Annotated in this window: 19 protein-coding genes; 11 read left to right on the plus strand and 8 right to left on the minus strand. The window is 72.8% G+C overall.

Annotated features, from left to right (window positions below; translation table 11 throughout):
- Positions 1–168: 168 nt before the first annotated feature.
- On the minus strand, positions 169–3,441 hold the full coding sequence (locus BM028_RS01760; protein WP_254789354.1) for an ATP-dependent DNA helicase: 3,273 nt from the start codon (positions 3,439–3,441) through the stop codon (positions 169–171).
- Positions 3,438–6,593 carry a UrvD/REP family ATP-dependent DNA helicase gene (locus BM028_RS01765; RefSeq protein WP_175495955.1) on the minus strand — a complete coding sequence of 1,052 codons (3,156 nt, stop codon included), beginning with the start codon at positions 6,591–6,593 and terminating at the stop codon, positions 3,438–3,440. The genes BM028_RS01760 and BM028_RS01765 overlap by 4 nt, the downstream gene beginning before the upstream one ends.
- 84 nt (positions 6,594–6,677) lie before the next feature.
- On the opposite strand from BM028_RS01765, the gene BM028_RS01770 reads away from it, so the two are divergent.
- Both BM028_RS01770 and BM028_RS01775 read left to right on the plus strand, forming a co-directional pair.
- Complete coding sequence (locus tag BM028_RS01770) at positions 6,678–6,902, plus strand: DUF3107 domain-containing protein (protein WP_070419176.1); 225 nt, start codon at positions 6,678–6,680, stop codon at positions 6,900–6,902.
- A gap of 1 nt (position 6,903) precedes the next feature.
- Positions 6,904–7,200 (plus strand): hypothetical protein, encoded by a 297-nt coding sequence (locus tag BM028_RS01775; protein WP_070416685.1) that lies wholly within the window; start codon positions 6,904–6,906, stop codon positions 7,198–7,200.
- Between the two features lie 11 nt (positions 7,201–7,211).
- On the opposite strand, the gene BM028_RS01780 is transcribed toward BM028_RS01775, so the two are convergent.
- Positions 7,212–7,844: a ferritin-like fold-containing protein gene (locus tag BM028_RS01780; protein WP_254789355.1), complete on the minus strand. Its 633-nt coding sequence runs from the start codon at positions 7,842–7,844 to the stop codon at positions 7,212–7,214.
- Positions 7,845–8,010: 166 nt separating this feature from the next.
- Between BM028_RS01780 and BM028_RS01785 the strand changes: the two genes are divergently transcribed.
- Positions 8,011–9,525, plus strand: a complete 1,515-nt coding sequence (locus BM028_RS01785) for a DEAD/DEAH box helicase (RefSeq protein ID WP_092384190.1) — start codon at positions 8,011–8,013, stop codon at positions 9,523–9,525.
- An 82-nt stretch (positions 9,526–9,607) separates the two neighbouring features.
- Here the strand turns inward: BM028_RS01785 and BM028_RS01790 are convergent, their stop codons facing one another.
- A complete protein-coding gene (locus BM028_RS01790; protein ID WP_092384192.1) occupies positions 9,608–10,480 on the minus strand; it encodes a PHP domain-containing protein in 873 nt (290 codons plus the stop codon).
- A 70-nt stretch (positions 10,481–10,550) separates the two neighbouring features.
- On the opposite strand from BM028_RS01790, the gene BM028_RS01795 reads away from it, so the two are divergent.
- Both BM028_RS01795 and BM028_RS01800 read left to right on the plus strand, forming a co-directional pair.
- On the plus strand, positions 10,551–12,035 hold the full coding sequence (locus BM028_RS01795; RefSeq protein ID WP_092384194.1) for an aminopeptidase P family protein: 1,485 nt from the start codon (positions 10,551–10,553) through the stop codon (positions 12,033–12,035).
- 9 nt (positions 12,036–12,044) lie between these two features.
- Positions 12,045–12,533 carry a GNAT family N-acetyltransferase gene (locus tag BM028_RS01800; RefSeq protein ID WP_092384196.1) on the plus strand — a complete coding sequence of 163 codons (489 nt, stop codon included), beginning with the start codon at positions 12,045–12,047 and terminating at the stop codon, positions 12,531–12,533.
- 350 nt (positions 12,534–12,883) lie between these two features.
- Here the strand turns inward: BM028_RS01800 and BM028_RS01805 are convergent, their stop codons facing one another.
- Positions 12,884–13,852: a general stress protein gene (locus tag BM028_RS01805; protein WP_092384198.1), complete on the minus strand. Its 969-nt coding sequence runs from the start codon at positions 13,850–13,852 to the stop codon at positions 12,884–12,886.
- 104 nt (positions 13,853–13,956) lie between these two features.
- Between BM028_RS01805 and BM028_RS01810 the strand changes: the two genes are divergently transcribed.
- From BM028_RS01810 to BM028_RS01830, 5 genes are all read left to right on the plus strand, one after another.
- On the plus strand, positions 13,957–15,276 hold the full coding sequence (locus tag BM028_RS01810; RefSeq protein WP_070416690.1) for a magnesium transporter MgtE N-terminal domain-containing protein: 1,320 nt from the start codon (positions 13,957–13,959) through the stop codon (positions 15,274–15,276).
- Positions 15,260–15,826 carry a DUF1003 domain-containing protein gene (locus BM028_RS01815; RefSeq protein WP_374115141.1) on the plus strand — a complete coding sequence of 189 codons (567 nt, stop codon included), beginning with the start codon at positions 15,260–15,262 and terminating at the stop codon, positions 15,824–15,826. The genes BM028_RS01810 and BM028_RS01815 overlap by 17 nt, the downstream gene beginning before the upstream one ends.
- On the plus strand, positions 15,819–16,979 hold the full coding sequence (locus BM028_RS01820) for an Mrp/NBP35 family ATP-binding protein (protein WP_092384200.1): 1,161 nt from the start codon (positions 15,819–15,821) through the stop codon (positions 16,977–16,979). Before BM028_RS01815 ends, BM028_RS01820 begins: the two co-directional genes overlap by 8 nt.
- Positions 16,980–16,989: 10 nt before the next feature.
- Positions 16,990–17,838, plus strand: a complete 849-nt coding sequence (locus BM028_RS01825; RefSeq protein ID WP_092384202.1) for a class I SAM-dependent methyltransferase — start codon at positions 16,990–16,992, stop codon at positions 17,836–17,838.
- 160 nt (positions 17,839–17,998) lie between these two features.
- Complete coding sequence (locus tag BM028_RS01830; protein WP_217647213.1) at positions 17,999–19,288, plus strand: carbohydrate-binding protein; 1,290 nt, start codon at positions 17,999–18,001, stop codon at positions 19,286–19,288.
- Positions 19,289–19,368: 80 nt separating this feature from the next.
- On the opposite strand, the gene BM028_RS01835 is transcribed toward BM028_RS01830, so the two are convergent.
- Positions 19,369–19,737: a twin-arginine translocase TatA/TatE family subunit gene (locus tag BM028_RS01835; RefSeq protein ID WP_070416695.1), complete on the minus strand. Its 369-nt coding sequence runs from the start codon at positions 19,735–19,737 to the stop codon at positions 19,369–19,371.
- Between the two features lie 64 nt (positions 19,738–19,801).
- On the opposite strand from BM028_RS01835, the gene BM028_RS01840 reads away from it, so the two are divergent.
- Positions 19,802–20,434: an O-methyltransferase gene (locus BM028_RS01840; protein ID WP_070416696.1), complete on the plus strand. Its 633-nt coding sequence runs from the start codon at positions 19,802–19,804 to the stop codon at positions 20,432–20,434.
- Here BM028_RS01840 and BM028_RS01845 read toward each other — a convergent pair.
- Both BM028_RS01845 and BM028_RS01850 read right to left on the minus strand, forming a co-directional pair.
- Positions 20,431–21,189 (minus strand): AAA family ATPase, encoded by a 759-nt coding sequence (locus tag BM028_RS01845; RefSeq protein ID WP_092384902.1) that lies wholly within the window; start codon positions 21,187–21,189, stop codon positions 20,431–20,433. The two genes, BM028_RS01840 and BM028_RS01845, sit on opposite strands and share 4 nt — an antisense overlap.
- 118 nt (positions 21,190–21,307) lie before the next feature.
- Positions 21,308–21,478 (minus strand): DUF3117 domain-containing protein, encoded by a 171-nt coding sequence (locus BM028_RS01850; protein ID WP_017887054.1) that lies wholly within the window; start codon positions 21,476–21,478, stop codon positions 21,308–21,310.
- Positions 21,479–21,534: the final 56 nt, after the last annotated feature.

A 21,534-nucleotide genomic window follows, 5' to 3' on the forward strand; every position in this document is an offset into this window, starting at 1 on the left:
TTGCCGGCGGTCCTCCGTGCCACCGGTCCGGATCGAACCACGGTTCCGACATCGAACCAGCGTCCGCGCGTGGTTCGACGTCGGATTCGTGGTTCGACCTGCGGGCCCGCGTCAGCGCGGCCGGCCCGGCGCCGAGCCGGCGTCCGCGCGGCCGGCGCCGGGCCGGCGTCAGCCGATCGCATCCCGCCAAGCGCGCTCGAGTCCGGCGCGGTCGAGGAGTTCGCGCGGCCGGACCTCGAGGTCGTCGGCCACGAAGTAGAACACCGCGTCGACCTCGTCGATCGGACGCCCGGTGAACTCCGCGTAGGCGACCCGGTACAGCGCGAGCTGCAACTGCCGCTTCGCCAGGTCGTCGTCGCCCGACGGGGCCTTGCCGGTCTTCCAGTCGACGACCTCGGCCCGGCCGTCGATCTCGTAGACCGCATCGAGCTTGCAGACGACGCTGTGGCCGAGGAACGGGATGTGGATCTCGCGCTCGACCTCGATCGGTGTCAGCTCGGCCCACCGTGACCGGGCGAAGGTCGCCTGGAAGTCGGCCAGCCGCCGGGCGTCGTCGTCGGTGACCGCGACGTCCGCCGAGGCGTCGACCACGTCGTCCGGGTCGAGGTCGAGTTCGTCCGGCCAGGCGTCGAGCGTCTCGAGCGAACCGCCGCTGCGGGCACGCTGCTCGACCCACTGGTGGAAGAGCGTGCCGAGGCGGGTGGCGCGGTACGGCCGCTCCGGCATCGGTCGCCGCAGCCGCTCGGCCACGGCGTCCGGTTCGGCCAGGTAGTCCTTGAACCCGGACGCCGGGACGCGGTGCGGGACGACCACCCGGTGGCGGGCCGACCGGTTCGCGGCGCGCTCGGCGAGCAGCAGGTCGATGTCGGCGCTGAACCGACCGGCCGCCCCGGGGTTGGCGTTCCGCACGCGGTCGGCGGCGGCGACCACCCGGGCGGCGCGCTGCCCGAACGGCACGTGCGGCCAGGACTGCGTGGCCCCGGCGTCACCGAGGGGGTTCTCCTCGTGCTCGGTCGTCTCGGGCACGGCGGCGGCGTCCACGACACCGGAGTCGACGACGTCCCGCAGGTACCGACTCGGCTCGGTCGGTCGGACCCCGCCCGCCCAGAACGAGCCGGAGACGAGCAGGTCGTGCTTCGCCCGGGTGAGCGCGACGTAGGTGAGGCGACGCTCCTCGTCCTCGTTGCGGGCCTTCACCTGTTCCTTGTAGGCGTCGATCGCGAGCGTGACGTCCTTCTGCGTGTCGTGCCCGCGCCAGTCCAGTCGCGGCAGCTCGTCGGCGTCTCCCCGGAACTCGTACGGCAGCCGGCCGAAGCCGATCCACCCGGACGAGCCCTCCAGCGGGCGGGCCGGGAGCGCACCCTCGACCAGTCGGGGAACCGCCACGGCGTCCCACTCGAGGCCCTTCGACCCGTGGATCGTCAGGATCTGCACGGTGCCGGCCTCGGGCTCCTCGGAGCGGGGACCCATGTCGTCACGACGGGCAGCGGCGTCGATCCAGCCGAGGAACGCACCGAGGTCGGCCCGGTCGTCAGTCGTCACGAAGCCCGCGAGCTCGTCGATGAAAGCGTCGAGGAACGCCCCGCTCCCCTGCTCGTGCGCGGCGACCTCGATGTCGAGCCGCATCTCCTGCACGACGAGCGTGACGAAGTCGACGAGGTCGCCGCTGGCCCGGGACCGGAGCGCCTGGAGCTGGCGGCCGAGGTCGCGCATCCGGAGGCGTCCGGTCTCGCTGATGTCGGCGAGCGCGCCGTGCTCGTCCGGGGCGGTGGCGACGAAGTCGAGGGCGTCGACGATCGAGCCGTGCTCCCCCGCGGCGACCGATGCCCGGAAGGCTGCGGTGACGTCGTCGTCGAGTCGCTGCTGGGTGTGGTCGCGGCCGAACAGCCAGCGGGCCAGGGCGTGCAGGGCGGCGATGTCCGCGGCGCCGATCCGCCACCGGGCGCCGGCGAGCAGCCGGATGAGGTCGTTGCCGGCGGCGGGGTCGTGCAGCACGCGGAGGCACGCGACGAGGTCGACGATCTCCGGCCGCTGCAGGAGTCCGCCGGTGCCGAGCACGTGGAACGGCACGCGACGGTCGCCCAGGGCGGCGGTGAACGCGGCGAGGTCCTTCCGCGAGCGGAGCAGGAGCGCCATCGACCCCGTCGGGTCGGCGGCGCGGCGCGCGGCGAACCACTCCGCCACGGCGGCGGCCTCGTCCGGGAGGGTCTCCGGGAACACGGCGTGGACCGTCCCGGCGTCCGCCCCGGGTCGGGGGACGAGGCGCTCGACGTCGACCTCGGACGCCTCGGACAGGGGCGCGACGACGGCGTTGGCGCCGGCGAGGACGTCGACCGGGTTCCGCCAGCTGGTGGAGAGCGCGAAGGTGACGGGGCGTGCGGCGTCGGCGCCGTCGTCGGACGTCCCGCCGAAGTCCCGCGGGAACCGGGCGAGGTTGGCGGCACTCGCCCCGCGGAACCCGTAGATGGACTGGTGGGGGTCGCCGACCGCCATCACCGGGTGCCCGCGGAAGAGCCGGGCGAGGAACCGCGTCTGCACGACCGAGGTGTCCTGGTACTCGTCGAGGAGCACCACGCCGTACCGCTGCCGGAGGTCGGTGACGACGCGCGGTGCCGACTCGGCCGCGGCGAGGGCGAGGGCGATCTGGTCGGAGAACTCCACGAACCCGCGGTCCACCTTCTGCCGACGGAACTCCTCCACCAGGTCGACGAGGGGTTCGAGGGCACCGATCGCGGCGACGGCGTCGGTGATCACCTTGTACGCGCCACCGCGGGCGTTCCCCGGCAGCTGGAGCAGCTCGGCGAACTCGATCGCGAACCGACGCAACCGCTCCGGCTCGACGAGGTGCTCGGACACCGCGCCGGCGAGCGAGACGACCGCGGCGGTCACGGTGTCGACGTCGCGGTCGAGCCCGGCCAGCCGGTCGTCCCGCGCCGCGACGACGACCCGGCGCGCGAGCTGCCAGGCGGACGGTTCGGTGAGCACCTGGGACTCGCCGTCGCGGCCGACGAGCAGGGCGTTCTCGCGGAAGACCGAGTTGGCGAACGCGTTGTAGGTGGACACCGTCGGCGCCTCGAACGCGTCACCGGCCTCGAGCAGCCCGACGTCCTCGAGCGCGCGGATGCGGTCGTTGATGCGGACCGACAGCTCGCCGGCGGCCTTGCGGGTGAAGGTCAGGCCGAGGATGCCGTCGGGGCGGACCATCCCGTTCGCGAGCAGCCAGACGACCCGCGACGCCATCGTCTCGGTCTTCCCGCTGCCGGCTCCCGCGACGACGAGCGCCGGGGTGAGCGGGGACTCGATGACGGCGCGCTGCTGCGCCGTGGGGCGCGGGCGTCCGAGGGCGTCGGCGATCGCGTCGGCGTCGTGCCGCGGCGGCTCGACGCGGTCGGGGTCGGCGGTGCGGGCACCGTCGGGGCCGAGCAGCTGTTCCTCGTTCACCAGGTCACCTCGCCCACGACGTGGATCCGGCACTCGACGCCGGTCCGGGCCTTCTCGCAGTGGTCGTCGACGTTCGCCAGGAAGGTCCGTCCGGCCATGCCCGTCGCCACGGTGTGCAGCCGCTGGCGGTAGGCCCCACGCGCCTCGTCGTCGAACGCCTGCTGCGTCCGCTCGGAGTAGGCACGGCCGCTGCGGGCGTTCTGCACGAACACGAGCCGGGCATCGGCCATCGCCGAGCCGGCGGGGACCCCCTCGACCGCGCCGTCCTCGACCGCGAGCTGGTACGCGCCGAGCTGGGGGTGTTCGGGCATGTCGTTCTTCTCGCTCGGCATCGAGCGCCCGGTCTTGAGGTCGACGACGCTGACCCGGCCGTCCGGGTCGACCTCGATCCGGTCGATGCTGCCGCGCATCCGCGCCGGCCCGGTGACGAGCGCGAACGAGGTCTCGGCGCCGAGCAGTCGGCGTCCGGCGCTCGCGAAGGTGCGGAGGTAGTCGCTCAGTCCCTCGATCATGCGACGGGTGCGGGCGCGTTCGCGATCGGCGATCCACGGCGACTCGAACGTCAGCTCGTCCCACCGGCCCTCGACGTGCTGCCACAGGGACTCCACGTCGACGGCGGTGGCGTGCTCCATGGTCTCGTGCACGATCGTCCCGATGCCCATCGCGGGGCTCGGGGCGCTGCCGCCGAAGGTCTGCACGAACCAGTGCACGGGGCACTCCTCGAAGGTGCCGATGCGGGAGGGCGAGACCGACACGGTCGGGGGCACGGGCTCGCCGCCCTCGTGCTCGGGTGCCGGCTCGGCGTCGAGGTCGACGAGGGGGTCGTCGGTCGAGGGCTCGGCGAGCCCGTACCAGTCGTCCGGAGCGGCGCCGGGGACCTCGGCCTCGGCCAGGCGCGCGAGGGCGGACGCGGCCTCGTGGTCGCCCGAGGCCACCACGCGCCGACGGAGCGACCCGGCGAGGCCGCGCAGGGACAGCGGGTGCACGGTCGGCTGCCGGTCGGGCGGCACGGGCACGAGGCGGACGAACGGCGAGGGCGCCTCGTCGTCGTTCGCCACCGTCCCGATGATCACCTGGGTGGTGGCGCGGGACACCGCACGGGCGAACAGACGGAGTTCGTCGGCGATCACGGCGGCGCGGTCGTCGATCGTCTCGTGGTCGATCCCCGCGGCGGCACGGACCAGGCCGTCGGGGTCGAGCAGGCTGCCCCGTACCCGGGTGTTCGGCCAGACGCCGTCCTGCAGCCCGAGCACCACGACGACGTCGCACTCGAGCCCGATCGTGGCCGAGGGGGTGAGCACGCGGACCCGGCCGGCGGTGCGGTCGGGGCCGATCGAGTCCTCGGGCAGGTCGGCGCCGAGCAGGTCGTCGACGAACACCCGTGCGGGGGCGTCCGGCGTGCGCTCGACGAACCGCTTCGCCGCGGTGAACAGCCCGACCACGGCGTCGAGGTGCCGGTCGGCCTCGGCCGCACCGACCCCGCCGGCAGCCGACTGGCCGCCCCAGGCGCCGGCGAGCCCGCTCCGTTCCCAGAGGCCCCAGAGGATCTCCTCGATGCTCGCACCGGACTCGGCGTCCTGGTGCGCCTGCACCAGGCTCCGTGCGAGCCGCGTCGCGCGTCGGGCGAACCCGGCGTCGACGGTCGCCAGGCGCTCGGGCGCCCCGAGGGCGTCCACGAGGAGTTCGTCGGCCGTGCGGGTACCGCCACCGGCCAGTTCTTCCCGCCGCAGCGCGAGGCGGAGTCGCCGCATCGCCAGGGTGTCGAGCCCGCCGAGCGGCCCGGTCGCGAAGGACGTGGCGAGCACCGGGTCGAGCGGGAGGACCCCGAGCGCGACGGCCGCGGCGTCGAGCAGGGACCGCGCCGCGGTGTCGTCGCGGGGTCGGACGGGCGCGGCCCCGGCGGTCGCGGGGACCTCGGCCACGGAGAGCGCGCGGACGAGCTCGGGGATCGCGGCACCACTGCGGGTGACGACGGCCATCCGGTGCCACGGGACGCCGTCGAGCAACCGGTGTTCGCGGAGCCGCCGGGCGATCGCGACGACGAGCGCAGCACGGCTCGCGCCCTCGAGGTGCAGGACGGCGTCGGAGCGGGCGTCCGCCGTGGTCGCCACGGCGGTGCGCTGCCGTCCGGCCGCGGCGGCACCGATGCGCGCCGTGATGCCCGAGACGAACGCGCGGACGGGTGCCGCGTGCCGGTGCACCGTGCCGAGGACCAGCTCGTCGACGCGGTCCACACCGAGCCGGGAGGCCAGGCGGCCGAGCACGTCGGGCTCGGCCCCGCGGAACGCCGACGCGGCGATGTCGGGGTCACCGAAGGCGACGATCTGCACGCCGGAGCGGGCGAGCGCCCCGAGCAGCGCGATCTCCCCCTCGACGAGCTCCTGCGTGTCGTCGACCACGACGAGGCGCAGCGCGGCGACGCTCGCCGGGACCTGCCCCCGCAGGACGGCGGCCGTGGCGTAGGCGACGAGTTCGGCGGCGTCGAGGCTGGTGGCGCGGAACGAGGTCACGGCGGCGCGGTACTCGTCGACGAAGTCCCCGACGGCCCGCCACTCCGGACGCCCGGTGTCGTCCCCGAGTTCGCGCATGTCCTCGGGTTCCACGCCCGCGGCGACCGCCCGCATCATGACGTCGCGCAGGGCGGTGCGGAAGCCGGCGCGTTCGCGGACGACGGCGGTGATCGGTGCCGGCCAGTCCGGACCCGTGCCGTCGGTCTCGTGCCCGTCGAGCAGGTCGGCGATGATGCGGTCCTGCTCGCCACCGGTCAGGAGGGTCGGGGTCTCGAGGCCCTGGACGGCCGCGGCGTGCGCGACGAGCTGGAAGGCCAGCGAGTTCACCGTCCGTGCGAGTGCACCCGGCATCACCCGGTCGACCGAGGCGGCGAGTCGGTCGCGGAGCGCGGTCGCGGCCGTGCGGGCGCTCGTCAGGGCGAGGACTGTGGCGTGACCGTCGGGCGAGATCGCGTCGTCGCGCGTGAGCCGTGCCGCAACCAGCCGCGACAGCGTGGTCGTCTTGCCGGTGCCCGGTGCGCCGATGACCGCGGCGTGCCGACCGTCCGGCAGTGCGAGCACGGCGGCCTGCGACGGGTCGGACGCCAACGCCCGCGCGACGCCCGTGGCCTCGGGTGCGGGCGTGAGCGTCGTCTGGGGCACCCTCGTACGGTAACCGCAGCGACCGACAGTGCGCCTGCGGCGAACGCCCGATGGCCGTCGGGGCCGCTCGGATACGCTGTGCTCGTGGACATCAAGATCGGCATCACCAACAGCCCGCGCGAGATCGCGTTCGAGACCGCCCAGACCGCCGACGAGATCGAGAAGGCCGTCGCGGCCGCGCTCGACGACAAGGCGACGCACCTCTCGCTGCAGGACGACAAGGGCCGTCGGTTCATCGTCCCCGTCGCGTCCCTCGCCTACGTCGAGGTCGGCGCGGAGGAGTCCCGTCGCATCGGTTTCGTCGCCTGACGTGGAGCTGCTCTTCGCGGTCCTCGGCGGGCTGATCCTCGGGGCCGTCGCGCACGTGGTCCTGCCCTGGCGGTCGAGCCGTGGTTCCCTGCTCGGCCCCGCGGTCGGCGGCATCGTCGCCGCGGTGCTGTGGGAGGCCCTGACCTGGGCCGGCTGGCAGTACGACGCGACCTGGATCTGGGTCGTCGCCCTGGTCGGTGCCGGTGTGGTCGCCCTCGTCGCGGAGTGGGTCCTCGGCAAGCGCCGTACGGCTGCCGACGCGGCGTACTACGAGCGCGTCAAGGCCTCCGGCGCCTGACCCGGGGGCCGTCAGGCCGTCAGGCCGAGCGCGTCCATCCGCCGCGTGTGCGCAGCGATGAGCTCGGTCCAGACCGGCTCGAGCCGTTCCTGGTCCTCACGCGCGTGCGATGCGAGCGCCGACCGGGCCACGAGCAACGTGTCCCCGACGAGCCGCCGCCCCCACATCGCCAGTCGCGACCCGACCTGCGGGTCCTCGGCGATGCGTTCGGTGAGTTCCTCGACGACGGCGGCTTCCTCACGCGCGTCGAACACGGTCTTCAGGCGCTGCCGGACCTCGGCCGGGAGCGACCGGAGCAGCGAGCCGAACAGGTCGTTGAGGATCCCCGCGGTGACGTAGCCCGTGAGCATCGACTCGTACCAGTCCGCGCCGCTCGTGCGCTCGAGGAACAGGTCGATCGCCTCGCGGTGGGGGGCCATCAGCGCAGCCGGGTCACCGCCGGTCCGTTCGATCTCGGCGACGATGGCGCGGTGCCGCTCGAGCGCCGTCGTCGCGAGCACGCCGGTGACGAGCCGGCCGGACAGGGTCGGCGCACCGGCCCCGGCGCGGCCCATCGTCTCGTAGAGCGAGAGTTCGAGGTACGCCGCCTGGCCCAGGTAGACGTCCAGCTCGGGGCTGACGTCGTCGAGCTGCAGACGTTCCACGGGCGAGGCGTTCCGCGGGTTCCGCGACGCGAGCCACGCGGACGCGAGCTCAGCCGCGCGCTTCCGGTTCCACCACGACACCACGGCTCCAGCATAGGGGCCTGGAGAACCGAGCCCGACCCGCCGGTAGACTGGTCGGGACTTCCACCAGAACTAAGGTGATTCTTTGACTTTCGCAGACCTCTCCATCGAGCAGGACATCGTCGACGCGCTCGCGACGAACGGCATCCTCGAGCCCTTCCCGATCCAGCAGCAGACGATCCCGCTCGCCCTCACCGGCCAGGACATCATCGGCCAGGCCAAGACGGGTACGGGCAAGACCTTCGGCTTCGGCCTCCCCCTCATCCAGCGCCTCGGAGCCGACCCGGCGCCCGGCGTCAAGGCCCTCGTCGTCGTGCCGACCCGCGAACTCGCGGTCCAGGTGACCGAGGACCTCGAGCTCGCCACCTCGAACCGCCCGACGACCATCGCGGCGATCTACGGCGGCAAGGCGTACGAGGGGCAGATCGAGCAGCTCAAGGCCGGCGCCCAGATCGTCGTCGGCACCCCCGGGCGCCTGATCGACCTGCAGCGCCAGCGCCTGCTCGACCTGTCGCACGTGCAGGAGGTCGTCCTCGACGAGGCCGACCGCATGCTCGACCTCGGGTTCCTGTCGGACATCGAGCGCATCTTCCAGGCCATCCCCGAGGTGCGGCACACGATGCTGTTCTCGGCGACGATGCCCGCGCCGATCGTGGCGCTCGCCCGCCGCTTCATGAGCCGCCCGGTGCACATCCGCGCGACCGACCCCGACGAGGGTCTGATGCAGGCGAACATCAAGCACCTCATCTACCGCGCGCACTCGCTCGACAAGGACGAGGTCATCGCCCGCATCCTGCAGGCCGAGGGGCGCGGCAAGACCGTGATCTTCACGCGCACGAAGCGCGCGGCCGCGAAGCTCGTCGAGGAGCTCAAGGACCGCGGGTTCAACGCCGCAGCGGTGCACGGCGACCTCAACCAGGAGCAGCGCGAGCGTGCCATGGCCGCCTTCAAGGCCGGCAAGCGTGACGTGCTGATCGCCACCGACGTCGCGGCCCGTGGCATCGACGTGGACGACGTCACGCACGTGATCAACCACACCATCCCGGACGACCCGGACACCTACCTGCACCGTGCCGGGCGCACCGGCCGTGCGGGCAAGACCGGCATCGCGGTCACGTTCGTCGACTGGGACGACCTGCACAAGTGGACGCTGATCGACAAGGCGCTCGAGTTCGGCATCCCCGAGCCCGTCGAGACCTACTCGTCGTCGCCGCACCTCTTCGAGGAACTCGACATCCCCGCCGGCACCAAGGGCCGTCTGCCCGGCGCTTCGGCGCACGCGGCATCGGCCGGCGGCCCCGCCGAGAAGCAGTCCGGCGACCGTCCGCGCAGCGGCTCGCGTCCGCCCCGCACCCGGACGCGGTCCGGCTCGGGTTCGGCATCCGGTTCCGGCAACGGCTCGGGAGGCGCGGCACGGTCCGCCTCGCAGCCTGCGGACGCCGAGTCCCCGGCCCAGTCCGGTGGTGCCGAGGGCGCACCGGCCGACGGTTCGACGGACGGCGCCGCGAAGCGTCGTCGTCGGCGTCGCCGCCGCGGGAGCGGCAGCGGCTCGTCCGAGGCGACCGCCTCGGCGCCGCAGGGGTCGTCGGACGGCGAGTAGCGCCTCCAGGCCGTCACCGAAGGGTCCGTCGCCGACGCGACGGGCCCTTCGTCGTCCCCACCCGCCGGAGCGGCCGCGCTGGTCAGGCCAGGCGGGAGCCGACGCCGACGACGGGCGCGCTGCCGGTCGCCTCGGAGCGGATGGCGTCGAACGTCGCCAACGCCGTGCGGTGCTCGCCCAGCCGGTTCGGCTTGCCCGTGCCGTGGTAGTCGCTCGACCCGGTCACGAACAGGCCGTACCGCGTCGCCCAGTCGAGCAGGGTGCGCTTGCCGTGCGCGAGGTTCTCGCGGTGGTCGACCTCGAGCCCACCGAGCCCGGCCTCGACCAGCTCGCGGAGCATCGGCTCGTCGATCACGATCCCCCGCGACGACGCGGCGGGATGGGCGATGACGGGCACGCCGCCGGCCTGTCGGATGAGCTCGACGCCCCGGAGCGGGGACGGCGCCTCGTGCGGCTCGTAGTACCCGGAGGCCGGGTGCAGGATCCCCCGGAACGCCGCGCTGCGGTCGGCCTCGAGCCCGCGGGCGACGAGGGCGTCGGCGATGTGCGGGCGGCCGATCGTGGCTCCGTCGCGGGACTGCGCGAGCACGTCGTCCCAGGTGATCGGGTGGTCGCGGCCGATGCGGTCGACCATCCGGCGGGCCCGCGCGAGGCGTCCGTCGCGGATCCGTTCGGTCTCGGCGACGAGCGCCGGGTCGGCGGGGTCGACCAGGTAGCCGAGCACGTGCACGCTGCGGTAGCCGACGCGGGTGCTCAGTTCGAGACCCGGGAGGAGCGTGACCGGCAGGTCGCGGACGGTCGCCGTGGCCTCGTCCCACCCCGCGGTCGTGTCGTGGTCCGTCAGCGCGACGGCGTCCAGTCCGGCGGCTGCTGCCGCCCGGACGAGGTCCGCGGGTCGCTCGGTGCCGTCGGAGACGCTCGAGTGCGCGTGCAGGTCGATGAACGGATCGGGCACGTCGACAATGCTATCCACAGGTGAGCGGGCGCACAGGCCGCGGAGCGACGGGCGGTGCGATGATGGGTGCATGTCCGACACCACGCCCCGCGCGACGAGCAACCGTTCCACCACCCCCGGATCCTCGACGTTCAAGGACTACATCGGCTCGCAGTGGGCCGATCGTGACCGTCCGCTGCCCGAGCCCCGCGAGCAGGCCGCCTTCGCTGCCGAACGCCGCGCGAAGCTCTCCGAGCTGCACCCGGGCCGGACGATCGTCGTACCGGCCGGCCAGGCCAAGGTGCGGTCGAACGACTGCGACTACCCGTTCCGCCCGCACTCCGCGTTCGCGCACCTGACCGGCTGGGGCACCGACACCGTCGTCGGCTCCGTGCTCGTCATGACGCCGAACGGCTCCGGGCACGACGCCACGCTGTACTTCCGCGCGACCGCCGGCCGCGACTCCGAGGAGTTCTACGCCAACCCCGAGATCGGGGAGTTCTGGGTCGGCCCGCGCCCCTCGCTGGACGAGGTCTCGGCGGACCTCGGTCTCGCGACGGCCGACCTCGGCGCGTTCGACGCCGTGCGCGCCGGGCTCGACGCCTCGGCCCTCGTCGTGCGCGACGCCGACACCGACCTCACCCGTGGGCTCGACGACCGGATCGGCAGCGCCGTCGGTGGCGCGCCCGAGGCCGACGGCGTGCCCGCGACGGACGACGCCCTCGCCCGCGACCTCTCCGAGCTGCGCCTCGTGAAGGACGCGTACGAGGTCAACGAGCTCCGCAAGGCCGTGAACGCGACCAAGGCCGGGTTCGACGACGTCATCGCCGACTTCGACGCGGTCTTGACGCACCCCCGCGGCGAGCGCATCGTCGAGGGCACGTTCAACCGCCGTGCCCGTGCCGACGGCAACACCGTGGGCTACGACACGATCGCCGCCTCCGGCCACCACGCCTGCATCCTGCACTGGACCCGCAACGACGGCGCCGTCGAGCCGGGCGACCTGATCCTCATCGACGCCGGGGTCGAGGTCGACTCGTTCTACACGGCCGACATCACCCGCACGCTCCCGGTGAGCGGCACCTTCACCGACGTGCAGCGCCTCGTGTACGAAGCCGTGCTCGAAGCGGCGGACGCGGCCTTCGCCATCGTGAAGCCCGGCATCACCTTCCGTCAGGTGCACGCCACCGCGATGGAGGTCATCGCCCGCAAGACCGCCGAGTGGGGCTTCCTGCCCGGCAGCGCCGAGGAATCGCTCCAGCAGGACAACCAGTTCCACCGTCGCTACATGGTGCACGGCACGAGCCACCACCTCGGCCTCGACGTGCACGACTGCGCGAAGGCCCGGCGTGAGATGTACATCGACGGCACCGTGCAGGCCGGCATGGTCTTCACGATCGAGCCCGGCCTGTACTTCCAGCAGGACGACCTCACCGTGCCCGAGGAGTTCCGCGGCATCGGCGTCCGCATCGAGGACGACATCCTCGTGACCGAGGACGGCGCCGAGAACCTGTCCGTCGGCATCCCCCGGACCCCCTCGGAAGTGGAGGGGTGGATCGCCCGCTCCGGCCGCTAGCCTGAGCGGGTGACGACACCGGAGGTCTCCCCCAGCCCCAGCGAGAGCGCGTTCTCGATCGACGTCGAGCACTTCGACTCCCCCGACGCCCAGCGGCTCCGCGCCGCCCAGCGCCTGGAGATCGACCGTGCGTACGGCGGCGACACCGAACCCGGCGACAAGCCGACGGCGGACTCCATCGCGGTGTTCTTCCTCGCGCGGGACGACGACGGTACGCCGCTCGGCTGCGGCGGGCTGCGGGTCGTGCAGGACGGCATCACCGAGATCAAGCGGATGTACGTCCGGCCGGAGTCCCGGGGTGCCGGTGTCGCGGCGGCGCTGCTGCGTCGGTTGGAGGACGCTGCGCTCGACCTCGGGTCGCCGGCGCTCGTGCTGGAGACCGGGAACGAGCAGAAGCGTGCGATCGGGTTCTACGAGCGCGAGGGGTTCACGCGCATCGCGAACTTCGGGCCGTACGTCGGGGTGCCGACCTCGATCTGCTACTCGAAGGTCCTCTAGCCCGGGCCCCGAGCGGGCGAAGTACGTCCCGCTCGCAGCGCCTCGGCGGCCGTTCCCGCCCGCTCGACGACCCGCGCGCGGCGTGTCCCGCCCGCTCGACGGCCCGCGCGCGGCGTGTCCCGCCCGCTCGACGACCTGCGCGCGGCGTGTCCCGCCCGCTCGAGGACCCGCGGGCGCCGGGACGGACGCCGCCGAGGTCGCGGGAACGGCCGCTCCCCGCGACGGGGAGCGGCCGTTCGTGAGACCTCGGCGGACGTGAGCGGCGCGTCGTGCGACCTCGGCCCCGGCCTCGCCCCCAGCTTCGACCCCGGCCCCGATCCCGGCCCCGGAGCTCGGCGGCCGCCGGCGACTCAGCGTGACTCGTCGTCCTTCGGGGGCGCGGACTCCGCGGACTCGGCGGAGCTCGGCGCCGGCGGCGTCGCCCCGGTCACCCGCTCCCCGTAGCGCGGCGGCTCCTCCGCACGCGGCTGCTGTGCGGACGCGGGTGCTGCCGGCGCGGGAGCGGTCGCCGGGGTCTCCCCGTAGCGCGGCCCCTCGTTCGTGCCGTAGCGCGGCGTCCCCGTCTGCGCGCCGGAGGGCGGCGTGCCGGGCTGCTGCGCGCCTCCTGGCTGGTGGTGCGGTGTGGCGTGCCCACCGTACGGCGATCCCTGCTGACCGGCGCCCCACCCGCCGCCGGACCCGGCCGACTGCCCGCCGGAGCCGGGAGCACCGGAGCCGGCCCCGGGCCCCGGACGCCACGGCTGCTGCGGCGGCTGCCCCTGGAACCCGGCCCCCGGGCCGCTCTGCGGTCCCGGTGCACCCGGCGTCCCGGGGTTCCAGTGCGTGGTGGGGGCGAGCCCGGCCTCACCGAGGATGCGACGGGCCTGGCCCACGAGCTGCGGCTCGACGACGATCTGGTAGTTCGTCGCGAGGACCTGGTGCACGCTCGTGAAGTCCCGCTGCCGCTTCGTGATCGCGAACGAGACGATGCCGTAGAGCATGCCGAACGCCGCACCGATGATGGCGGCGGCGAGGATGAGGCCACCGGCACTCGGCGAGAAGAGCGTCAGCACGATGCCGAAGAAGATGCCGAGCCAGAGGCCGGACAGCGCGCCGGCGATCGCCGCACGGCCGTACGTCATCTTGCCGGTGACGCGCTCGACGGTCTTGAGGTCGTTGCCGACGATCGAGAGCTGGTTGACCGGGAAGTCGGCCTCGGCGAGCTTCGCCACCACGCGCTGGGCGTCGGGGTAGCTGTCGTAGGTGCCGAGGACGTCGCCCTTGGGCAGCGTCGGGAAGGCCTGGGCGGTCCGGCCGCCGAACGGGCTCTGATTGCTCACACAGCCATCATTCACCGCACACCTTGCAATCGCACGTGCACTCTCAGGGAAGCCGCCGACCGCCACGGCGGATCCGGCCAGACGCACCGACTACGCTGGGTCGGGTGAGCGCCACGAAGGTCTTCGTCGCCCGCCTCGCCGGGTGCTCCGTCTTCGACCCCGCGGGAGACCGCGTCGGCCGCGTCCGAGACGTCCTGGTGGTGTACCGCCGGGCCGATCCGCCGCACGTCGTCGGTCTGATCGTCGAGGTCCCGGGCAAGCGCCGGATCTTCGTGAGCATCGGCCGCATCACCTCGATCGGTGCCGGGCAGGTCATCACGACCGGCCTCGTGAACATGCGCCGCTTCGAGCAGCGCGGTGGCGAGGTCCGGGTGATCGCGGAGATGCTCGGCCGCAAGGTCCTCATCAAGAAGGAGCGCATCCGCGCCACCATCGAGGACGTCGCGATCGAGGACCGCGGGCAGGGCGACTGGGAGGTGTCGCAGCTCTTCCTCCGCAAGCCGAAGACCACGCCCTCCCCGTTCGGCAAGGGCCCGACGACGTTCGCGACCTGGAACGAGGTCACCGAGGACGAGCTGCCCGGCGAGGCCCAGTCCGCCGAACACGTGATCGCCGCCTACTCCGACCTGCTGCCGGCCGACCTGGCGTCGACGCTGCTCGACCTGCCCGAGGAACGGCGGTTCGAGGTCGCCGAGGAACTCCCCGACGACCGGCTCGCCGACGTGCTCGAGGAGATGCCCGACCAGCAGCGGATCGAGATCCTCACCCGGCTCGTCGACTCCCGTGCGGCCGACGTGCTCGACCACATGCAGCCGGACGACGCGGCCGACGTCCTCGCCCAGTTCTCCGACGAGCGCAGCGAGGCCCTCCTCCAGCTCATGGAGCCGGAAGAGGCGCAGGACGTCCGCATGCTCCTCGAGTACGAGCCCGACACCGCCGGTGGTCTCATGACGACCGAGCCGGTGATCGTCTCCGCCGACGCCACCGTCGCCGAGGGGCTCGCGCTCGTCCGCCGCCACGAACTCGCGCCGGTGCTCGGCGCCGCCGTCTGCGTGACGCTGCCGCCGTACGAGCCGCCGACCGGCCGGTTCCTCGGCCTCGTGCACTTCCAGCGGATGCTCCGCTACCCGCCGAACGAACGACTCGGCACGCTCATCGACCAGCAGACCGACCCGGTCCGCGTCGACGCGAGCGCGGCCGAGGTCACGCGCATCATGGCGACCTACAACCTGCTGTCCGTCCCCGTGGTCGACGATGCCCACCGTCTCGTCGGGGTGGTGACGATCGACGATGTCCTCGACCACGTCCTGCCGGACGACTGGCGAAGTCAGGGCGAGGGGGAACCCTCACCGCTTCCGCGCCAACGCCCACGCAGGACGCCCGTGACGACGGGAAGGAGGACCACCCGTGGCCCGAACGGATGACAACCGCCGCGATCGCGAGCGGACCGATGCTCGACTCGACTCCCCCAAGGGCATGCGCACCCGCGTCCTGCCGACCCGGCGCCGAGGTCGCGGTGACGCCTTCGGTCGCGCGACCGAGGGCATCGCGCGTGCGATGGGAACGCCCTGGTTCCTCGTCGGCCTGACCCTGTTCTGCGTCGTCTGGATGGGCTACAACACGCTCGCCCCGAAGCCCTGGCAGTTCGACTCCGCGGCGATCGGCTTCACGGCCCTGACGCTCGTGCTGTCCCTGCAGGCGTCGTACGCGGCACCGCTCATCCTGCTCGCCCAGAACCGGCAGGACGACCGCGACCGTGTGCAGTTCGAGCAGGACCGGCAGCGCGCCGAGCGGAACCTCGCCGACACCGAGTACCTCGCCCGCGAGGTCGTGGCGCTCCGCCTGGCGATGCGGGACATGGCGTCGAAGGACTTCATCCGCGCCGAGATCCGCTCGCTGCTCGAGGAACTCGACCGGCGCGACGCCGAGGACGCCGGCTTCGCCGACGAGTCCGGCACGACGGCCCGTGGCTGACGGCGGCCGGTCGGACGAGCAGCTGGGCAGCGCGGTCCTCGCCGCGCTCGGCCGCGTGATCGACCCCGAGATCCGCCGGCCCGTCACGGAGCTCGACATGATCCGTGGTGTCGACGTGCAGCCAGGAGGCGCGGTGCGCGTCGACCTGCAGCTCACGATCGTCGGGTGCCCGGCCGCCGACACCATCGAGCGCGACGTGCGTGCGGCCGCCGGTTCCGTGGACGGCGTCTCGAGCGTGGCGGTCGACGTGTCCGTGATGGCCCCGGCGACGCGTGCCGCGCTCACCGAACGACTCCGCGCGGGGAGACCCCGGGGCGTGCAGTTCACCCCGGACTCGCTCACCCGGGTGATCGCGGTGACGAGCGGCAAGGGCGGCGTCGGCAAGTCGACGGTCACCGTGAACCTCGCCGCCGCCCTCGCGGCCCGCGGGCAGCGCGTGGGCATCGTGGACGTCGACGTGCACGGCTTCAGCGTCCCCGGGCTGATGGGGCTCACCGACGCCGCGGGCGTGGCCCCTCGCCCGACCCGGGTCGACAGCATGATCCTGCCGCCCGTCGCGCACGACGTGAAGATCGTCTCGATCGGCATGTTCGTGGACGACGTCTCGACCGCGGTGTCCTGGCGCGGTCCGATGCTGCACCGCACCGTCTCGCAGTTCCTCACCGACGTGTACTTCGGCGACCTCGACGTGCTCCTGCTCGACCTGCCGCCCGGTACCGGTGACGTGGCGATCTCGGTCGGCCAGCTGCTCCCCCACGCCGAGGTCCTGGTCGTCACCACGCCCCAGGCGGCCGCTGCCGACGTGGCCGAACGGAGCGGGATCGTCGCCCGTCAGACCGGGCAGCGGGTGATCGGCGTCGTCGAGAACATGGCGGGCCTCGTGCAGCCCGACGGGTCCGTGCTGCACCTCTTCGGCGAGGGCGGTGGCGCCGAGACCGCCCGCCGGCTCTCCCGCGACCAGGACACCGCCGTCCCGGTGCTCGGCAGCGTGCCGTTGTCCGTGCCGCTCCGCGAGGGCGGCGACGCCGGCGTCCCGGTGGTGCTCGGCGCTCCCGAGGACCCGGCAGCGGTGGCGCTGGCGGCGATCGCGGACCGCATCGGCACGATGGGACGGGGCCTGTCGGGCCGGAAGCTCGGGCTGTCGCTGTCGTAGGGTCGAGTGCATGAGCACTGATCACGTCAGCGTCGACTGGGAGCAGGCCCGCGACACCAACCGCGCGAACTGGGACGACCGGGTGCCCATCCACGAGGGCGCCTACGAGATCGACGCCCTGACCGACCCGGACCACCGCTCGACCGTCATCCGCGACGACCTGCCCGCACTGCGACCGTGGCTGCGAGACGGCTCCGTCGCCGGCCTCGACCTCTGCCACCTGCAGTGCCACATCGGCACGGACACGGTCTCGCTCGCGCGTGAGGGAGCCCGCGTCACCGGCGTCGACTTCTCCCCCGCGGCGCTCGCCTCGGCCGCCGGGCTGTCGGCGCGCCTCGGCCTCGACGTGACCTGGGTCGAGACGGACGTCCTCGACGCCCGGGCCGCGGTGGTGGGCGACTTCGACGTCGTCTACACGAGCATCGGGACGATCTGCTGGCTCGACGACCTCGACCGGTGGGCCGCCCAGGTCGCAGCACTCCTGCGACCGGGCGGCGTGTTCTTCATCCGCGACGGCCACCCCGCGCTGTACGCGCTCGACGAGGACGCCGACGGGCTCGTCACCCGCTACCGGTACTTCGCGGACGGCTCCGCCCAGCAGTGGGACGACGCCGGCACCTACGCGGGCGACGGCACGGTGTCGAACACCCGCACCTACGAGTGGCCGCACCCGCTGTCGGAGATCGTGAACGCCCTGCTCGGCGCCGGGCTCCGGCTGCGCCGACTCGACGAGGGTCGGACGCTGCCGTGGCGGTTCAGCCCGCGCATGGTCGACACCGGGGACGGCTCGTGGGAGTGGCCCGGCGAGGACCGCGACCGCCTCCCCACGACCTTCACGATCGTCGCGTCGAAGGACTGATCCGCCAGCCGATCGACGCTGCCTGTACGTCCTTTCATGGACAGGTCGTTCCACCGCGGAGCAATATGCAGGGGTATTCCACAATGCTCCTGCGGAATCGGGTCCGCAGGGGCTCCACCCGTGTCCGGCAACGCCGCCGGACCGAGGACAGGAGAACCGTGTGAACAGCAGGACCAGACTCAGGATCGGACTCGTCGCGGCCCTCGCGGCTGCACTGGCGGGCGGGTCCGTCGCAGCAGCACCGGCCATGGCGGCCACACCGGCGTGCGCCACCGCGTGGAGCGCGGGCACCGCCTACAGCGGCGGCGCGACGGTGAGCGAGAGCGGCACGAACTACACCGCGAACTGGTGGACGCAGGGCGACGACCCCGCGACCCACTCCGGCGCGACCGGCAGCGGCCAGCCCTGGACGTCCACGGGAGCCTGCGCCGGCACCGGCGGCGGCGGTACGACCAACCCCGGCGGCGGCACCACCACCCCGGGCACCGGCGGCAGCGGCGGGACGGCGAAGGGCCTGGTCTTCAGCCCCTACAAGGACGTCACCGTGAACCTCGACTGGAACACGAACGTGATGAACACCGCCGTCACCGGCACGCGCATCCCGGTCGTCGGGTCGAGCAACAGCCTGGTGTCCACCCGGGAGCCGGGCCTCAAGGCGATCACCCTCGCGTTCGCCACCGGCACCTGCGGCAGCGAGAACTGGGGCGGTGTCGCTGCGGACGCGTTCGCGAGCGCCAACATCCCGAAGCTCGACGCCGCGGGCGTGAACTACATCGTGAGCACCGGCGGTGCGGCGGGCTCGTTCAAGTGTTCGGGCACCGCGCTGCAGAGCTTCATCGCCCGGTACGCCACCCCGCACATGATCGGCGTCGACTTCGACATCGAGAGCGGGCAGTCCGCCGCCGACGTGCAGAACCTCGTCAACGCCGCAGCGCTCGCGCAGTCGAAGTACCCGGGGATGCGGTTCTCGTTCACCCTCGCGACCCTGGCCGCCAGCGACGGGAGCTTCGGCGGCCTCAACAGCACCGGTGACGCCACGGTCAAGGCCATCAAGGCATCGAGCCTGACGAACTACACCGTCAACCTCATGACGATGGACTTCGGCCGCGCGACGACCGCGAACTGCGTCCTGTCCGGATCGACCTGCGAGATGGGCAAGTCCTCGATCCAGGCCGTCACGAACCTCGAGCACACGTACGGCATCGCACCGTCGAAGATCGAGGTCACCCCGATGATCGGCGTGAACGACGCCTCCGACGAGGTCTTCACCCTCGCCGACGTCGACACGCTGTCCGCCTACGCGAAGGCGAACGGGCTCGCCGGGGTCCACTACTGGTCCCTCGACCGTGACACCCCGTGCTCCTCGACGACGGCGATGTCCACCTGCAGCTCCGTCCCGAGCGCTCCGGCCCTCGCGTGGACGGACCGCTTCCTGGCCGACCTGCAGTAGTCGCCACCGTCAACGGACTGGAGGCGCGGTGCCAGCTGGCACCGCGCCTCCAGTCCGTCATCGGCTCACGTGACGTCGCGTCAGGTCGCTTCGGCGTCGAACGGTGCGGCCTCGCCGACGGCGAGCGGCACCACGGGTGCCGTCGCGCGCACCTTCGACGCGGTCACCTGCGCGGTCTGCACCGCAGCGGCGCTGCTGCCGGAGTCGAGCAGCGCATCACGGATGATCCGGCGCGGGTCGTACTGCCGCGGGTCGAGCTTCTGCCAGTCGACCTCGTCGAACTCGGGGCCCATCTCGTCGCGCATCCGGTCCTTCGCGGTGTCGGCGAAGCGACGGACGGCCTTGACGAACTCGGCGAGCTTCTGGGCGTACTGCGGGAGTCGCTGCGGACCGAGCAGGAGGACGCCGATGATCCCGATCACCAGGAACTTCTCGAAGCCGTCGAACACGGTACGAGCGTAACCCGTCCACACCCCGGAGCACCCGTAGAGTTGTCACCCGAACGGAGTGTGCGTGTCAGAGAAAGAGTCGAACTGGAAGTTCGCCGAGGACATCGTCTCGGAGTCCGAGGTGATCGCCCGAGCCAGGGAGCACTCCCTCGAACTCGGGGTCGAGGCGATCTCCCCCGCCATCGGCGCACAGATCGGGGTCGTCGCGGCCGCCTCGCGCGCCACGAGCATGATCGAGATCGGCACCGGCCTGGGGGTGTCCGGGCTGTACCTGCTCGGCGGCGCACCGTCCGCCACGCTCACCACGATCGACATCGAGGTCGACCACCAGCAGTACGCCCGTGACGCGTACATCGCCGCGGGCACCGCCCCCGCCCGGATCCGACTCATCCCGGGTCGGGCGAACCAGGTGCTGCCGCGCATGAACGAGGCCTCGTACGACATCGTCCTCGTCGACGCCGACCCGGAGCACGTCATCGAGTACGTGGAGCACGGACTGCGGCTCGCTCGGCTCGGCGGGACCGTCCTCGTGCCGCACGCGCTCTGGCGGGGCCGGGTGGCCGACCCGGTGAAGCGTGACAGGGCGACGACCGACTTCCGGCTGCTGCTCACCGAGGTGTCGACGTCGGGTGCGGTCATCAGCGCGCTCTCCCCCGCCGGAGACGGACTGCTGCAGATGACGAAGGTCTCCGCTTAGTCGGTGTCGTCTCGGTCGGAGTCGTCGTGCCCGAGGTGGCGCAGGTAGCGCTCCGGGGACTCGAGGAACGACCGCTGGTGCCGGACGAGGTCGAGGTCGGCCCACTCCGTGCGCCGCAGGCCCCACTCGCCGACCTCGTGGATCGTCGCGCCGGGGAAGGCTGCGAGCACCGGTGAGTGCGTCGACATGAGCACCTGCCCGACACCGCTCTCGACGATCGACTGCAGCAGGCCGATGAGCGCCAGGCAGCCGGAGAACGACAGCGCGGACTCGGGTTCGTCGAGGATCCACAACCCGGGCCACCGCGCACGGTCGATCACGAAGTCGAGGAAGGACTCGCCGTGGCTGCGCTCGTGGAAGACCGGCTCGGGCCGGGACAGGTTCGGGTGTTCCTCGAGGTAGGTGAAGAACCCGTGCATGGTCTCCGCCCGGAGGAAGAACCCGCCGCGGGGCGCCCCGAAGTCGCGGCGGACGGCGATGTGTTCGCACAGGTCGGACTCGGAGGCGCGGGTCGAGTGCTGCGATCCGGTGCCGCCGCCCTCCGGCCCCATGCCGAACTGCAGCGCGATGGCCTCGACGATGGTGGACTTGCCGACGCCGTTCTCCCCGACGAACACCGTCACGGGGTCGAGGTCGAGGCCCTCGTCGAGGAGCTGCCGGACGGGGGCGAGTGTGGCGGGCCAGACGTCGCGGGGCATCGGGTCGGGGTCGCAGTACTCCTCGACGCGACGGATCGGCAGGTGGGTCCTCGGCACGGAGCCCATCCTGCCGTGCCACGCCGACATCGGCGCCGGGCGGGACGGACGGAGGGCGGGCGGACGGAGGGCCCGGAGCGTACGCGCTCCGGGCCCTCCGTTCTGGTGCGTCGACGTACTAGGCCGAGACGACCTCGGCGAGTGCGTCGTGGAGTTCCTTGGCCTCGGCATCGTTGACCGAGACGACCAGGCGGCCTCCACCTTCGAGCGGAACCCGCACGATGATGAGTCGACCCTCCTTAACAGCCTCCATCGGCCCGTCACCGGTCCTCGGCTTCATGGCTGCCATCAGATGTCCCCTTTCGTGCAGTACATGCACCCCCATTATCTCGTATCGATGGGGGA

This window comes from Curtobacterium sp. YR515, from assembly GCF_900113095.1.
GTDB lineage: Bacteria > Actinomycetota > Actinomycetes > Actinomycetales > Microbacteriaceae > Curtobacterium.

Bases quoted from the DNA above. Each gene is read 5' to 3' on its own strand.
- BM028_RS01795 (WP_092384194.1), top strand. From the start codon at position 10,551: ATGTCCGACACCACGCCCCGCGCGACGAGCAACCGTTCCACCACCCCC.
- BM028_RS01825 (WP_092384202.1), top strand. From the start codon at position 16,990: ATGAGCACTGATCACGTCAGCGTCGACTGGGAGCAGGCCCGCGACACC.
- BM028_RS01850 (WP_017887054.1), bottom strand. From the start codon at position 21,478: ATGGCAGCCATGAAGCCGAGGACCGGTGACGGGCCGATGGAGGCTGTT.